13 protein-coding genes and 1 riboswitch are annotated in these 14,304 nt (G+C 72.9%); of the genes, 10 read left to right on the forward strand and 3 right to left on the reverse strand.

The window, feature by feature from the left end; genetic code table 11:
* Positions 1 to 76: 76 nt before the first annotated feature.
* Positions 77 to 850: a hypothetical protein gene (locus V6D49_RS05890; protein WP_340557735.1), complete on the forward strand. Its 774-nt coding sequence runs from the start codon at positions 77 to 79 to the stop codon at positions 848 to 850.
* A 65-nt stretch (positions 851 to 915) separates the two neighbouring features.
* Here the strand turns inward: V6D49_RS05890 and V6D49_RS05895 are convergent, their stop codons facing one another.
* Positions 916 to 1,599: an AAA family ATPase gene (locus V6D49_RS05895; RefSeq protein WP_340557737.1), complete on the reverse strand. Its 684-nt coding sequence runs from the start codon at positions 1,597 to 1,599 to the stop codon at positions 916 to 918.
* Positions 1,600 to 1,830: 231 nt separating this feature from the next.
* Positions 1,831 to 1,950: riboswitch (glycine riboswitch) on the forward strand.
* A gap of 144 nt (positions 1,951 to 2,094) precedes the next feature.
* On the opposite strand from V6D49_RS05895, the gene gcvT reads away from it, so the two are divergent.
* The 6 genes from gcvT to V6D49_RS05925 all read left to right on the forward strand — a co-directional run bounded on the left by gcvT (position 2,095) and on the right by V6D49_RS05925 (position 7,365).
* Entirely contained in the window at positions 2,095 to 3,249 is a 1,155-nt protein-coding gene (gene gcvT / locus V6D49_RS05900) for a glycine cleavage system aminomethyltransferase GcvT (protein WP_340557738.1), read from the forward strand.
* Between the two features lie 102 nt (positions 3,250 to 3,351).
* Positions 3,352 to 3,729 (forward strand): glycine cleavage system protein GcvH, encoded by a 378-nt coding sequence (gene gcvH / locus V6D49_RS05905; RefSeq protein ID WP_191211708.1) that lies wholly within the window; start codon positions 3,352 to 3,354, stop codon positions 3,727 to 3,729.
* A gap of 31 nt (positions 3,730 to 3,760) precedes the next feature.
* Entirely contained in the window at positions 3,761 to 5,035 is a 1,275-nt protein-coding gene (glyA, locus tag V6D49_RS05910; RefSeq protein ID WP_340557739.1) for a serine hydroxymethyltransferase, read from the forward strand.
* Between the two features lie 108 nt (positions 5,036 to 5,143).
* Complete coding sequence (locus tag V6D49_RS05915; protein ID WP_340557740.1) at positions 5,144 to 6,526, forward strand: L-serine ammonia-lyase; 1,383 nt, start codon at positions 5,144 to 5,146, stop codon at positions 6,524 to 6,526.
* A gap of 177 nt (positions 6,527 to 6,703) precedes the next feature.
* Entirely contained in the window at positions 6,704 to 6,976 is a 273-nt protein-coding gene (locus tag V6D49_RS05920; protein WP_340557742.1) for a hypothetical protein, read from the forward strand.
* A complete protein-coding gene (locus V6D49_RS05925) occupies positions 6,973 to 7,365 on the forward strand; it encodes a type II toxin-antitoxin system VapC family toxin (RefSeq protein ID WP_340557744.1) in 393 nt (130 codons plus the stop codon). Before V6D49_RS05920 ends, V6D49_RS05925 begins: the two co-directional genes overlap by 4 nt.
* 95 nt (positions 7,366 to 7,460) lie before the next feature.
* On the opposite strand, the gene V6D49_RS05930 is transcribed toward V6D49_RS05925, so the two are convergent.
* Positions 7,461 to 8,819: an NAD(P)-binding domain-containing protein gene (locus tag V6D49_RS05930; protein ID WP_340557746.1), complete on the reverse strand. Its 1,359-nt coding sequence runs from the start codon at positions 8,817 to 8,819 to the stop codon at positions 7,461 to 7,463.
* 102 nt (positions 8,820 to 8,921) lie between these two features.
* Between V6D49_RS05930 and V6D49_RS05935 the strand changes: the two genes are divergently transcribed.
* Complete coding sequence (locus tag V6D49_RS05935) at positions 8,922 to 9,995, forward strand: flavin-containing monooxygenase (RefSeq protein ID WP_340557748.1); 1,074 nt, start codon at positions 8,922 to 8,924, stop codon at positions 9,993 to 9,995.
* 38 nt (positions 9,996 to 10,033) lie between these two features.
* On the opposite strand, the gene V6D49_RS05940 is transcribed toward V6D49_RS05935, so the two are convergent.
* The gene (locus tag V6D49_RS05940; protein ID WP_340557750.1) at positions 10,034 to 11,095 is read right to left on the reverse strand and encodes an ArsO family NAD(P)H-dependent flavin-containing monooxygenase; all 1,062 of its coding nucleotides are present in this window, start codon (positions 11,093 to 11,095) and stop codon (positions 10,034 to 10,036) included.
* A gap of 513 nt (positions 11,096 to 11,608) precedes the next feature.
* Between V6D49_RS05940 and V6D49_RS05945 the strand changes: the two genes are divergently transcribed.
* Both V6D49_RS05945 and V6D49_RS05950 read left to right on the forward strand, forming a co-directional pair.
* Positions 11,609 to 13,012 carry an FAD-dependent oxidoreductase gene (locus V6D49_RS05945; RefSeq protein WP_340557752.1) on the forward strand — a complete coding sequence of 468 codons (1,404 nt, stop codon included), beginning with the start codon at positions 11,609 to 11,611 and terminating at the stop codon, positions 13,010 to 13,012.
* Entirely contained in the window at positions 13,009 to 14,220 is a 1,212-nt protein-coding gene (locus V6D49_RS05950; protein ID WP_340557753.1) for an MFS transporter, read from the forward strand. Before V6D49_RS05945 ends, V6D49_RS05950 begins: the two co-directional genes overlap by 4 nt.
* The last annotated feature ends 84 nt before the right edge of the window (positions 14,221 to 14,304 follow it).

A 14,304-nucleotide genomic window follows, 5' to 3' on the forward strand; every position in this document is an offset into this window, starting at 1 on the left:
TTCCACGGTGGAAGGGCCCCCGCAGTACCGAAGAGGTGCCCGCCGGTGCCTCTGGCACACAGGAAGTCACCTTCTGATGCTCTCCTCCCGTACGACCGCCTCCCTCACCGTGGCGGCAGCCCTCGCCGGAACCCTCACCCTGACGCTCGTCGGCACCGCCGGAGCCGGTCCGTCACACCCGGCGGCCGCCCCCGCACCGGCCGCCGCACCGGCCGCCGAGCGCGGTGCCGCGCGGCTCGCCGAGGAGGCCCACCGACTCGACCTGATGGGCGAGGGCGTCTCCTCCGTCATGGCGCTCGTCCAGGACGTCCTCGAGGCCGACCCGATCGCCGGGTACGACATGCGGGAGCACCGGGAGGAGGTCCTGGCGGACCTGCGGGAGCTGGAGCTGTCCTTCGCCGCGTCCGAGGCGGCGTCCGAGCCGGCGTCGCGGCGGCAGCCGACCGCCGTGCCCTCGGACCTGCCCTCCGGCCTGCCGACCTGCCTGCCCGTGAGCCCGCCCCCCGAGGCCCCGGACGTGCCGCTGCCCCTGCCGACGTGCGACGCGCCGTCCGCGCCGGCGGCATCGGAGGTGTCGGAGGTGTCGGAGGTGTCGGAGGTGTCGGAGGTGTCGGAGGTGTCGGAGGTGTCGGAGGTGTCGGAGGTGTCGGACGAGGCTGCGGCCGGGCCCGCCGCACAGGCCCGGGTGGACGCGTTGGGCGACCTGCGCGCCGCGCTGGACCGGCTCTTCGACGCCCTGCCCGAGCAGGACCCGGACCGCCTCACCGAGCCGCTGGCGAAGGTGGTCGCGGCGGCGGCGCGGCTGGTCACCGAGCTGCTTCCCCCGGACCTCGGCGCGGCGCGGAGCTGACCGCGGCGCGGACGCCGCGCCCCGTCCGCGACCGGCGGCCGGTCGCGGACGGGGCGCGGCGTCCGTCAGCGGCCCGACGCCGCCGGGGCGGTGCCGCGCAGGGCGCGGGTGTACGCCCGGTCCACCAGGAGCGCCGCGTCGCAGGCGGCGGGGAGGCGACCCGTCGCCAGGCCGGCCAGCAGGCGCGCGGTCGCCCGCCGGTGCCGCGCGAACGCGAACGACGAGACGGTCCGGCCCCGCTCGGCCTGCCCGGCCAGGGCGACGTCCGCCGGGACGTCGAGGACGACGAGGTGGAGCCGCACCCCGCGCCGCCGGGCGTCCCGGGCCAGCCAGCGCCGCACCCACGGCAGGTTCCCGCAGTCGTGGACGATGACGCCCGCCCCGCCCGCCAGCGCACGGCGCAGCCGCCGGTAGTGGTCGAGGCGCACGGCGGGCCGGTAGAGGGCGTAGGGCAGCCACGGCGGCATCCGCCGGTCCCACCGCTCGCGCACGTCCTGGGAGTCCACCGAGAGCGCCGTGCCGCCCAGGTGGTGGGTGAGGGCGCGGATGAGGGTGGACTTGCCGCTGCCCGGCAGGCCGGAGACCACCACCCGGTCCCCGGCCGGGAACGTGGGTGGCGGGAGCACGCGGCGCCCCCGCAGGTCGCGGACGGCGGGGGGCAGCGTCTCGACGTCCGGGACGGCGCTCTGGTGGGGCACGGCGGGCAGCGCGGCCGGGCAGGGATGGGCCTGGGGTTCGTTCCGGATCATGCCGTTTCTCCTCCCGGGGCGGCTCGCGGGCGCGCGGCCACTCCTATGATGACCGTTCGCCACGCTGCGGTTCCCCCTCGCTACCCTGCGGACCCGCTCCGGGCCCCGCCGGTGGCCCGCCACGCGCTCCGTGACGGCGTGCCGGTCCGGGCTCCCCCGCGGTTCCGCTCCGGGGTGCCGCTGCGGCGGGTCGCGTGCAATGATGAGCCCGCGAACTTCATACCGGCCGTTCGAACCCGCGCGGGAGAGTCTCCACATGCTGGTCACCGGTTCACCGGTCACCGGACACGGAGCGCCGAAGGAGCAAGTCCTCCCTTGAATCTCTCAGGCCCCTGATACCGCGCGAGTGAGGCATATCTGAAAAGCGGGCGGGCCCCGAGCCGGGGCCGGTCCCACCCAAGGTGCAAGCCGTGGCCCGTTCGGGCCTGCGGCGAACCTCTCAGGTTCCGATGACAGATGGGGAGGACATGTCCGCCCTGCCTGGGAGCCCCTTGAATGTCTGACGCCCTGCCCGAGAACGCCCCGCCCCGACGCACCGCCCTCGACGCCGTCCACCGCGCCCTCGGCGCGACGATGACGGACTTCGCCGGCTGGGACATGCCGCTGCGCTACGGCAGCGAGCGCGACGAGCACCACGCCGTCCGCACCCGCGCCGGCCTCTTCGACCTCTCGCACATGGGCGAGATCACCGTCACGGGTCCGCAGGCCGGCGAACTGTTGGACTACGCGCTCGTCGGCAACCTCTCCGCCGTCAAGGCGGGCCGCGCCCGCTACACCATGATCTGCGACGAGAACGGCGGCATCCTGGACGACCTGATCGTCTACCGGCTCGCCGACGGCCGTGAGAGCACGTACATGGTCGTCGCCAACGCCTCCAACGCCCAGGTCGTGCTGGACGCGCTCATCGCCCGGCAGGCCGGGTTCGACGCCGCCGTGCGGGACGACCGCGACGCCTACGCGCTCCTCGCCGTCCAGGGCCCGAAGGCGCACGGCGTCCTCGCGGGCCTCACCGACGCGGACCTGGAGGGCCTGAAGTACTACGCGGGGCTGCCCGGCACCGTCGCGGGCGTGCCCGCCCTGATCGCCCGCACCGGCTACACCGGTGAGGACGGCTTCGAGCTCTTCGCCGCGCCGCAGGACGCGGAGAAGCTGTGGCAGGCGCTGCTGAGTGCCGGGGAGGGCGAGGGCCTGGTGCCCTGCGGCCTGTCCTGCCGCGACACCCTCCGCCTGGAGGCCGGCATGCCCCTGTACGGGCACGAACTGACCCGCGCGACGACACCGTTCGACGCCGGTCAGGGCCGGGTGGTGAAGTTCGAGAAGACGACCAACGACGGGCGCTTCGTCGGCCGGGACGCCCTGGCCGCAGCCGCCGAGCGGGCCGCCGCCACCCCGCCGCGCGTCCTGGTGGGCCTGGTCGCCGAGGGCCGACGCGTGCCGCGTGCCGGATTCCCGGTGGTCGCCGCCGACGGGACGCGGATCGGTGAGGTCACCTCCGGCGCCCCCTCCCCCACCCTGGGCAAGCCGATCGCCATGGCCTACGTGGACGCCGCGCACGCCGCGCCGGGCACCGAGGGCGTCGCCGTCGACATCCGCGGGAGCCACGAGCCGTACGCCGTCGTGGCCCTGCCGTTCTACAAGCGGGAGCGCTGAGCCGGCACCCCGCCCGGGGCGCCACCGCCCCATGACGGGCCCAGCCGCGCCTGACGCACCCCTTCCCCACACCACCACCCCTCATCCGGGAGAATTCACCTCATGAGCAACCCTGAGCAGCTGCGTTACAGCAAGGAGCACGAGTGGCTGTCGACCGCCGAGGACGGCGTCGCGACGGTCGGCATCACCGCGCACGCCGCGGGCGCGCTCGGTGACGTCGTCTACGTCCAGCTTCCCGACGTGGGCGACACGGTCACCGCGGGCGAGACCTGTGGCGAGCTGGAGTCGACCAAGTCGGTCAGCGACCTGTACGCCCCCGTCACCGGCGAGATCGTCGAGGCCAACCAGGACGTCGTGGACGACCCGGGTCTGGTGAACTCGGCTCCCTTCGAGGGCGGCTGGCTCTTCAAGGTGCGCGTCACCGACGAGCCGGACGACCTGCTCTCGGCCGACGAGTACACCGCCTTCACCGCCGGCTGAGCCCCCCTTCGAACCCGGACGGACACCTCTCATGTCGCTTCTCAACCGTTCCCTCCACGAGGTGGACCCGGACGTCGCCGCCGCCGTCGACGCCGAGCTCCACCGTCAGCAGTCCACCCTCGAGATGATCGCCTCGGAGAACTTCGCGCCCGTCGCGGCGCTGGAGGCCCAGGGCTCGGTCCTCACCAACAAGTACGCCGAGGGCTACCCGGGCCGCCGCTACTACGGCGGCTGCGAGCACGTCGACGTCATCGAGGACATCGCCCGCGAGCGGATCAAGGCGCTGTTCGGCGCCGAGGCCGCCAACGTGCAGCCCCACTCGGGCGCCTCCGCCAACGCGGCGGCCATGTTCGCCCTGCTCAAGCCGGGTGACACGATCATGGGCCTGGACCTGGCCCACGGCGGTCACCTCACGCACGGCATGCGGATCAACTTCTCCGGCAAGCTCTACAACGTCGTCGCCTACCACGTCGACCCCGAGACGGGCCTCGTCGACATGGACGAGGTCGAGCGGCTGGCGCAGGAGCACCGGCCGCAGCTGATCATCGCGGGCTGGTCCGCCTACCCGCGCCAGCTCGACTTCGCCGCGTTCCGCCGCGTCGCCGACGCCACCGGGGCGCTGCTCATGGTGGACATGGCGCACTTCGCGGGCCTCGTCGCCGCCGGGCTGCACCCCAACCCGGTGCCGTTCGCCGACGTCGTCACCACGACCACGCACAAGACCCTCGGCGGGCCGCGCGGCGGTGTGATCCTCTCCAAGAAGGAGCACGCCAAGAAGATCAACTCGGCCGTCTTCCCCGGCCAGCAGGGCGGGCCGCTGGAGCACGTCATCGCGGCCAAGGCGGTCTCGTTCAAGATCGCCGCCACCGACGAGTTCCGGGAGCGCCAGCAGCGCACCCTGGCCGGCGCGAAGCTGCTCGCCGAGCGGCTGACCCGGCCGGACGCGGTCGAGGCGGGCGTCTCCGTCCTCTCCGGCGGCACCGACGTCCACCTCGTCCTCGTCGACCTGCGCAACAGCGAGCTGGACGGCCAGCAGGCCGAGGACCGGCTCCACGAGATCGGCATCACGGTCAACCGCAACGCCGTCCCGAACGACCCGCGTCCGCCGATGGTCACCTCCGGGCTGCGCATCGGCACCCCGGCGCTGGCCACCCGCGGCTTCGGCGAGGACGACTTCCGCGAGGTCGCCGACATCATCGCCGAGGCGCTGCTGCCGGACTTCGACGAGGCCAAGGCCAAGTCGCTCGCCGTCCGCGTGACCGCGCTCGCCGAGAAGCACCCGCTCTACCCGGGCCTGACGAAGTAGTTCCGGGTAGCCCCCGCCGGGCCGGACGCCCCGCACCACCCCCGCGCGGCGTCCGGCCCCGCCCCAGACCGCACGCTCCACCCACGAGCTGACGAGGGAGTCCGCACCGTGGCCATTTCCGTCTTCGACCTCTTCTCCATCGGCATCGGCCCGTCCTCCTCGCACACGGTCGGCCCGATGCGCGCCGCGCGCATGTTCGCGGCCCGGCTGAAGAACGACGGGGTGCTCGCGCAGACCACCTCCGTCCGCGCCGAACTCTTCGGCTCACTCGGCGCCACCGGGCACGGCCACGGCACGCCCAAGGCCGTCCTGCTGGGCCTGGAGGGCCACTCACCCCGCTCCGTCGACGTCACCCGGGCCGACGCCTGGGTGGACCGCATCCGCCGCGAGGGCCGGCTGCGGCTGCTCTCCACCGAGATAGGCGACGCCCACGAGGTCGCCTTCGACGCCGACACCGACCTCATCCTGCACCGCCGCCGCTCGCTGCCGTACCACGCCAACGGCATGACGCTGTTCGCCTACGACGCCGACGGCCGGCCGCTGCTGGAGAAGACGTACTACTCGGTCGGCGGCGGCTTCGTCGTCGACGAGGACGCCGTCGGCGAGGACCGCATCAAGCTCGACGACACCGTGCTGCGCCACCCGTTCCGCAGCGGCGACGAGCTGCTGCGGCTGACGCGCGAGACCGGCCTGTCGATCTCGGCGCTGATGCTGGAGAACGAGAAGGCCTGGCGCACCGAGGAGGAGATCCGGGCCGGGCTGCTGGAGATCTGGCGCGTCATGCAGGACTGCGTGGCGCGCGGCAGCAGCCAGGAGGGCATCCTCCCCGGCGGGCTCAAGGTGCGCCGCCGCGCGGCGACGACGGCGCGGCAGCTGCGCGCCGAGGGCAACGCCGAGGCCCACGCGATGGAGTGGGTGACGCTCTACGCGATGGCGGTCAACGAGGAGAACGCGGCGGGCGGGCGCGTCGTCACCGCCCCCACCAACGGCGCCGCCGGCATCATCCCGGCCGTCCTGCACTACTACGTCAACTTCGTCCCCGGCGCCGACGACGACGGCGTCGTCCGCTTCCTCCTCGCGGCGGGCGCGATCGGCATGCTGTTCAAGGAGAACGCCTCGATCTCCGGCGCCGAGGTCGGCTGCCAGGGCGAGGTCGGCTCGGCCTGCTCCATGGCGGCGGGGGGCCTCGCGGAGGTCCTGGGCGCGTCGCCCGAGCAGATGGAGAACGCCGCCGAGATCGGCATCGAGCACAACCTCGGCCTGACCTGCGACCCGGTCGGCGGACTCGTGCAGATCCCGTGCATCGAGCGCAACGGCATGGCGGCCGTCAAGGCCGTCACCGCCGCGAAGATGTCCCTGCGCGGCGACGGCCGCCACCACGTCTCGCTCGACAAGGCGATCAAGACGATGAAGGAGACCGGCGCCGACATGAGCGTCAAGTACAAGGAGACCGCCCGCGGCGGGCTCGCGGTGAACATCATCGAGTGCTGAGGAAGGGGGCCCTGCCAGCGTGTTTGCTTCTTTCGGCGCTGTCAGGGCCTTCCCCGCCTGTACGGCCGAAGTCCCTGGAGTCTCCCTGGGACAGACGTGGGAGTCCCTGGCGGATCCGACACATCCGCTCAGAGAATCACCCCGTCCAATAACAAGAGTTTTGTTAAACTCGGCCCCATGGTTACCTCCCAGGCGCCCGGCGAAGGACCCGTCCGGCCCGTATCGGTCTCCCTCCACGAGGGAACCATCGCTGCCCTCAAGGCGCGTACGGGCAAACGAGGCATGTCCGCCTACGTCGAGACCCTCATCCAGCGCCAACTGGAACGGGACCGACTGCGCGAGCTCATCGAAGACGCGGAAGCCGAACACGGTCCGGTCGACCAGGCGGCGGTCGACGCCAAACGCGCCATTCTCCGCGGCGACGCCGCAGGCTCGGCGGACGCCGCGTGAGCGGCACGCTCGTCCTGGACTGCGAAGGCCTGTCCAAACTGGTACGACGCACGCCCGCGATCACCGAGTGGCTGGCTGCGGCCGAATCCGAAGACATCCGCGTCGTCACCAGCTCCGTCACCCTCGTCGAAGCACGCGACCCCAGGGTCAACCAGGCCCGCTTCGACTACGCAGTCTCCCGCGTGAACATCATCCCGCCCACCGAAGCCATCGCCCGCCATGCGAGCAAGCTCCTGGCCGCGGCCGGACTACACGGCCACAAGTACGCCGTCGACGCCATCGTGGCAGCCACCGCACTCACCTCGCCAGCCCCAGCGACCGTCCTGACATCGGATCCCGAAGACCTCCTGAAGCTCTGCGGCCCCAGCATCCGCGTCATCGAGGTCTGACCGCGAGGCCGCGACTCGACCCGCCTCTTGTGCTCAGTGTGGTGGTCCGACACTCCGACGGCCATAACCGGTTCGGCCGCATGCAGGCCACGGCGTCAGCAGGAGGTGCCCCGGGAGGCGGGGCCGTCGGCCTGTGAGGTGGGCGGGGCGGCGCAGCAGCCGCCTCCGTCCGCCTCGGTGACCTCGGGGGCGTCGTAGAGGCCGGCGCCGCCGCACACGCCCGACTCGGGGAGGGTGAGCTCGACGCGCTCGGCGGATTCCCGGTCGCCCGCGAGAGCGGCGGCGATCGAGCGGACCTGCTCGTAGCCGGTGAGCGCGAGGAACGTGGGGGCGCGGCCGTAGGACTTCATCCCGACGAGGTGCACGTCCTGTTCGGGGTGGGACAGCTCGCGCACACCGTGCGGGTAGACGGTGCCGCAGGAGTGCACGTTCGGGTCGATGAGGGGCGCGAGCGCGACGGGCGCCTGGAGCCGGTCGTCCAGGCCGAGGCGGAGTTCGGTGAGGAAGGAGAGGTCGGGGCGGAAGCCGGTGAGGACGATGACCTCGTCCACGGGTTCCGTGCGGCGGCCGTCCTCGGCCACGAGCACCAGCCGCTCACCGTCCCGCTCGATCGCCTCGGTGCGGAAGCCGGTGACGGCGTCGGCGTGCCCGGCCTCGACGGCGGCCTTGGCCCGCAGGCCGAGGGCGCCACGGGCGGGGAGCTGGTCGGCCTCGCCGCCGCCGAAGGTGTCGGTGCCGATGCCACGGCGCAGCACCCACACGGCATGGGTGCCCGGCTCGGCGGCCGCGAGGTCGGCGAGCTGGGCGAGGGCCGTGAAGGCGGACGCGCCGGTGCCGACGACGGCGACCCGCTTTCCGGCGTACCGGACGCGCACGGCCGGGTCGTTCAGGTCGGGCACCCGGTAGGCGAGGCGGGCGGACGCCGCGCGCTCCCCCAGGGCCGGAAGGCCGTTGCCGCCCAACGGGTTCGGCGTGGTCCACGTGCCGGAGGCGTCGAGGACCGCACGGGCGAGGAGCCGCTCCTCCCGGCCGTCGTGGGTGGTGAGCTGGACGGTGAACGGCTGCCCGGCCCGGTCGGCGTCCACGACGCGGTCCCGCCCGGCCCGGGCGACGCCCGTGACGGTGGCGCCGTAGCGCACGCGGGCACCGAGGACGTCGGCTAGGGGCTGGAGGTACTGCTCGGCCCAGTCGGCCCCCGAGGGGTACGCGGCGCCGTCCGGCCGGACCCAGCCGGTGGGCGCCAGCAGCTTCTCGGCAGCCGGGTCGACGACCTCCGACCAGGGGGAGAACAGGCGTACGTGACCCCACTCCCGCACCGCCGCGCCGGCCTGCGGGCCGGCCTCCAGCACCAGCGGCTCGATGCCGCGCTCCAGCAGGCGCGCGGCCCCGGCCAGGCCGACGGGACCGGCCCCGATCACGACGACGGGCAGTTCGGAGGGGGTGGACACGTTCACGACGACTCCCGTTGTTTTGACGTTGGTCAATGTCTTGCGCCACCAGCATCACACCTGATTCGATGAACGTCAACATTGACAAGCATCGAATCAGAGGTATCCATGAAGCAGGTGGACGTCGCGGTGATCGGCGGCGGGCAGTCCGGGCTCGCCGCAGCGCGGGCCGTACTCCGGCACGGGCTGACGCCCGTCGTGCTGGAAGCATCCGACCGCCCCGGAGGCTCGTGGCCGCGCTACTACGACAGCCTCACGCTGTTCTCCCCCGCCCGGTACAGCGCCTTGCCCGGTCTGCCGTTCGGCGGCGACGGTGATCGCTACCCGCACCGGGACGAGGTGGTCGACTACCTCGTGCGCTACGCCGACCAGCTCTCGGTGGACCTCCGCACCCGCACGCGGGTCGTGGACGTCCGCAGCGCCGCGGGCGGCTTCGCTCTGCACACCGCCACCGGTGACGTGATCCGTGCGGCCGGACTCGTCGCGGCCACCGGCGCCTTCGGGAACCCGGCGACGCCCTCGCCTCCCGGACGGAACGGCTTCACCGGCGAAGTGCTGCACGTGGCCGACTACCGCAGCCCCACGAGGTTCAGCGGCAAGCGGGTGGTGGTGGTCGGCGGCGGCAACTCCGCGGTTCAGGTGGGCACTGAACTCGCGGAGGTGGCGACCGTCTCGCTGGCCACCCGTGCCCCGCTCCGCTTCGTGGACCAGCGGCCCGGCGGCAGGGACCTCCACCACTGGCTGACCACCACGGGCTTCGACCAGCTGCCACCGCAGTGGCTGATCCACTACGTCAGCGGCACCCTCGTCCTGGACAGCGGGATCCACCGACAGGCCGTCGCGTCCGGCCGCCCGGACCGGCGTCCGATGTTCACCGCGCTCGACGGGGACGCGGTGGTATGGGCGGACGGCACGCGCGAGCGGGTCGACGTCGTGCTCCTGGCCACGGGATACCGACCCGACGTCGGCTACCTCGAAGGGCTCGGCGCCCTGGACGCCGACGGGGCACCCCTGCACAGCGGCGGGCTGTCCCTGACGCACCCCGGACTCGTCCATCTCGGGCTGGAGTTCCAGCGTTCGTTCGCGTCCAACACCCTGCGCGGTGTCGCCGGGGACGCGGACCACGTCATTCCACCGCTGGTCGCCCACGTCCGCGGAGCCCCGGCGGCCGCCGGGCTGTGACAGTCGCGCCGGCCGCCCCTCGCGGACCGTCGGCCTCGTCAGGCGAGCAGTTGCGCGACCTCGCGGGCCACGTCGCGGGCGGGGCGGCCGACGCCGATGAGGGTGGCGGAGGCGGGCCCCGTCCAGTCCCCGTAGCCGAGCAGGTGCAGGCGCAGCTCGCCGACGGCGCGTGTGCCATGGGTGGCCGGTCGCCCCCCGGGGCCGCGCAGACCGAGGGGAGCGAGGTGGGAGAGGGCGGGGCGGAAGCCGGTGCACCAGATCACCGCATCGACTCGGGCGGTCGTACCGTCGGGCCACCGGACGCCTTCGGCCTCCATGCGCTGGAACATCGGTTGGGCCTTCAGGCGACCGCTGTCCCGGGCCGCACGGACGGGGGGAACGGCGACGATGTCGCCCAAGGACGCGACACCACCGGTATCGCCGCGCCCCTCGTCCAACGCGCGGCGGCGCGCGGTCGCGGCGTCGAAGAGGGCACGGCCGTCGATGTCGTCGGCGAGGAGTCGGGGCGGGCGCTGGGTCACCCAGGTCAGGTCCACCGCAGGGTCCAGGGCGAGATCTGCGGCGATCTGTGCTCCGGAGTTGCCTCCGCCGACGACGAGCACGCGCTGTCCGGCGAAATCGCTCGGACAGCGGTAGCCGACGGTGTGCGACTGGCGCCCCTGGAAGACGCCGCTGCCAGGGGCCGCGGGTATGAAGGGGCGCCACCAGGTCCCGGTCGCGGAGATGACGGTGCGGGCCGACCAGTCTCCCTGGTCCGTCTCCACGCGCAGCCGGGGGCCGTCCCGGTCCACCGCTCGCACCCGAACCGGGCGGTGGACCGGGAGAGAGTAGTGGCGCTCGTAGTCCGTCAGGTACGTCACCACGTGCTCGGCGTCCGGGTACTCCTCGCCCGGTTGGGCCGGCATCAGGCGTCCGGGCAACGAGGAGAAGGCCGCCGGCGAGAACAGCCGCAGGGAGTCCCAGCCGAACTGCCACGCCCCGCCCGGGGCGTTCTGCGCATCGAGGATGACGAAGTCGAGTTCCGCACGGCGGAGGTGGTATCCGGCGGCCAGTCCTGCCTGGCCGCCGCCGATCACCAGCACGTCGGTCGCGTTGATCACGCGGCGACCTCCCCGTGGGCGAGCGTCGGGTCCGTGGGGCTGGGGGACCCCGCCTCCGTACGGGCCCGGACCCGGGCCCGCGGAACGAGGCTGCCGGTGCCCGTACTGATCACGGTCCGGGACTCCGGGCTGCGGTACACCGAGTGCCTTTGACCTGCACAGAGTTTCCCATGAGGCAGGAGGGACACGATCCGGAACCCGATCGGGTCCGCGGCCACCCGAATTAAATCAGTACAGACTGATGTCATCACAGGCCGACAATCTCACATCAGACCACGCCGGCGCCAACCCCACCTCGACGCGACAAGAGGACTCGTCGAGGAGCCGTCCAGTCGCAACGGTCCGGGGCCGGCCGGGCGCGCACGAGGTTTCCGACGAGAGAGACCACACTTCCTAATTCGATTATCATCTATCTTGACGCCCGTCAAATCAAGATGCAGGATTCCTCATGCGGCCGCCGCCGAGATCGTCGGCCACCCCGTCCGCCACCGCACGCACGAAGAGAGGCACGCCATGAGTCCTCATCAGCTCCCTGTCGTCATCGTGGGAGCTGGGCCCGTCGGCCTGGCCGCAGCCGCTCACCTGATCGAACGGGGCATCGAACCCCTGGTCCTCGAGTCCGGGCCGACGGCGGGCACCGCCGTCCGCGAGTGGGGTCATGTCCGGCTCTTCTCCACCTGGGCCGAAGTCGTCGACCCGGTCGCCGAGAAGTTGCTGGCCCCCGCCGGCTGGTCCGTTCCGGCTCCGCAGACCTACCCCAGCGGATCGGACTGGGCCGAGCAGTACCTTCAGCCCTTGGCGGATGTCCTGGGTGAGAAGGTGCGCTACGGCCACACCGTCACGGGTGTCTCCCGGCGAGGACGCGACCGGGTGGTCGATGCCGAGCGTGAGGAACAGCCCTTCGTCGTCCACGTGCAGCGTGGCGACGGCGACCGTGAGCGATTCCTGGCCCGCGCCGTCATCGACGCGTCGGGAACCTGGTCCACTCCCGGTCCGGCCGGCGGCAGCGGGCTGCCCGCCCTGGGCGAGGACGTCGCATCCGAACGGATCAGCTACCGCGTTCCCGACCTCGCACGGCCTGAGGTCCGCGCCCGGTACGCGGGCAGGCGCACGGCCGTCATCGGCTCCGGCGCCTCGGCCTTCACCGCTCTGGCCATGCTCGCCGACCTCGCGCAGAGCCCGGAAGGGCACGGCACGCACGCCGTATGGGTCCTCCGCCGAGGCATGTCGGACTCCACCTTCGGCGGCGGCACGGCCGACCAACTGCCCGCCCGTGGGGCGTTGGGCCTGGCCGCCAAGTCGGCCGTCGACAGCGGCCACGCGGAACCGGTCACCGGGTTCCGCGTCGAGGCGGTGGAGCGGGGTTCCGGCGGACACCTCGTCCTCGTCGGCGAGGACGGGCGGCGCGTGGGGCCGGTGGACGAGGCGGTCGTGCTCACCGGCTTCCGTCCCGACGTGTCCTTCCTGGAGGAGGTCCGTCTCCGCCTCGACGAACGGTTGCAGGCCCCGACGGAACTGGCACCGCTGATCGACCCCAACCAGCACTCCTGCGGCACCGTCTACCCCCACGGACACCGCGAGCTGTCGCACCCGGAACAGGGCCTCTTCCTGGCCGGGATGAAGTCCTACGGCCGGGCACCGACCTTCCTCGCGCTCACCGGCTACGAACAGGTCCGCTCGATCGCCGCGGCCCTGGCCGGAGACCTCGCCTCGGCCGACCGCGTCGAACTCGTCCTCCCGGAGACCGGTGTGTGCGGAGGCGCCGGCCTCTTCGACACCGTCGAGACCGACCACGGTGCCGGCGAGTGCTGCACCGGACCGGAGTCCGGGGCCTCCGGTGCCACCGCCCGCGAAGCCGGCGTGGCTCCGGACTCCGCGCCGGGCGCGGAACAGTCGGGTGGCTGCTGCGGCTCATGACGGCCTCGACCAGCGAGGGGGCCGTGAGCGGTCAGGACCGCTCACGGCCCCGCGCCGTGCTCCCCGCGCTCTGCCTGACCCAGGTGATCAGTTGGGGGGCCGTCTACTACGCCTTCCCGGTCCTCAACCCCACGATCGTCGCCGACACCGGTTGGAGCGCCGGCGCGACGAGCGCCGGGTTCTCCCTCGGGCTCCTGGTCTCGGCCTTGGTCGGCATCCGTGTCGGGCGCGTGATCGACCACCACGGACCTCGCACGATCATGACCGGCGGATCCGCCGTCGGAGCTGTCAGCCTCGCGGTGGTGTCCCGCGCCCCCAACCTGGTCGTCTTCACCCTCGGCTGGCTGCTGGCCGGGGTCGCGATGGCGGCGACCTTCTACCAGCCCGCCTTCGCCGCCATCACCCGCTGGTGGGCACCTGGCCACATCCGCCCGCTGACCGTGCTGACGCTCGCGGGCGGGCTCGCCTCCACGATCTTCGCGCCACTCACCGCGGCGCTCGCCGAGCACGTGTCCTGGCGGGCGACCTACCTCATTCTCGCCGGAATCGTCGCAGCCGTGACCGTGCCCACTCATTTCACAGCCCTGCGCGCACCCTGGCCGCCGCCGCTCCCCCGGGAGCCGCACCATGCGGTCGGAGCGACGAGGGCGGCGCTCAGCCGCCCGTTCCGCATGCTGGCACTGTCCTTGACCTTGTCAGCCCTGGCCACCTCCGCCGTCGTCATCGCCCTGGTCCCGCTCTTCCTTGAGCGCGGCTACACCACCGCGCAAGCGGCTTGGGCCCTGGGACTGGGTGGCGCCGGCCAGACGATCGGCCGGACGTTGTACGCCACGCTGGCCAGACGCCTTGGAGCCGTGGCCCGGATGACCGTGCTGATCTCCCTCAGCGGCGCCGCGACCCTCGCGTTGTCGGTGACCCCGGGGCCGTACCCCGTGCTGATCGCCCTGGCCGTGACCGCGGGGATGATCCGCGGCAACCTGACCCTGCTGCAAGCCACGGCGGTCACGGACCGCTGGGGCACTCGGGACTACGGTCGGCTCTCGGGCCTCCTGGCCGCCCCCACCACGACGGCGGCCGCCCTGGCCCCCTTCGTCGGAGCGGTACTGGTCGCCCCCCTGGGCGGGTACGCCCCGATGTTCGCCCTCCTCGCCGGGTGTTCCTTCCTCGCTGCCGCCAGTTCCTTGGGTACCCGGTCCGGGAGTGGGTGACGAAGGGCTCTCCGCCAGCAGCGGGAGCGGGTGCGCACGACGGACGACCGTGCGGGTCGGCACGCTTCCGCGCAGGGGAGCCGC

Source organism: Streptomyces sp. GSL17-111 (genome assembly GCF_037911585.1).
GTDB lineage: Bacteria > Actinomycetota > Actinomycetes > Streptomycetales > Streptomycetaceae > Streptomyces.

Bases quoted from the DNA above. Each gene is read 5' to 3' on its own strand.
- gcvH (WP_191211708.1), top strand. From the start codon at position 3,352: ATGAGCAACCCTGAGCAGCTGCGTTACAGCAAGGAGCACGAGTGGCTG.
- V6D49_RS05890 (WP_340557735.1), top strand. From the start codon at position 77: ATGCTCTCCTCCCGTACGACCGCCTCCCTCACCGTGGCGGCAGCCCTC.
- V6D49_RS05935 (WP_340557748.1), top strand. From the start codon at position 8,922: ATGAAGCAGGTGGACGTCGCGGTGATCGGCGGCGGGCAGTCCGGGCTC.
- V6D49_RS05950 (WP_340557753.1), top strand. From the start codon at position 13,009: ATGACGGCCTCGACCAGCGAGGGGGCCGTGAGCGGTCAGGACCGCTCA.
- gcvT (WP_340557738.1), top strand. From the start codon at position 2,095: ATGTCTGACGCCCTGCCCGAGAACGCCCCGCCCCGACGCACCGCCCTC.
- V6D49_RS05945 (WP_340557752.1), top strand. From the start codon at position 11,609: ATGAGTCCTCATCAGCTCCCTGTCGTCATCGTGGGAGCTGGGCCCGTC.
- V6D49_RS05895 (WP_340557737.1), bottom strand. From the start codon at position 1,599: ATGATCCGGAACGAACCCCAGGCCCATCCCTGCCCGGCCGCGCTGCCC.
- glyA (WP_340557739.1), top strand. From the start codon at position 3,761: ATGTCGCTTCTCAACCGTTCCCTCCACGAGGTGGACCCGGACGTCGCC.
- V6D49_RS05920 (WP_340557742.1), top strand. From the start codon at position 6,704: ATGGTTACCTCCCAGGCGCCCGGCGAAGGACCCGTCCGGCCCGTATCG.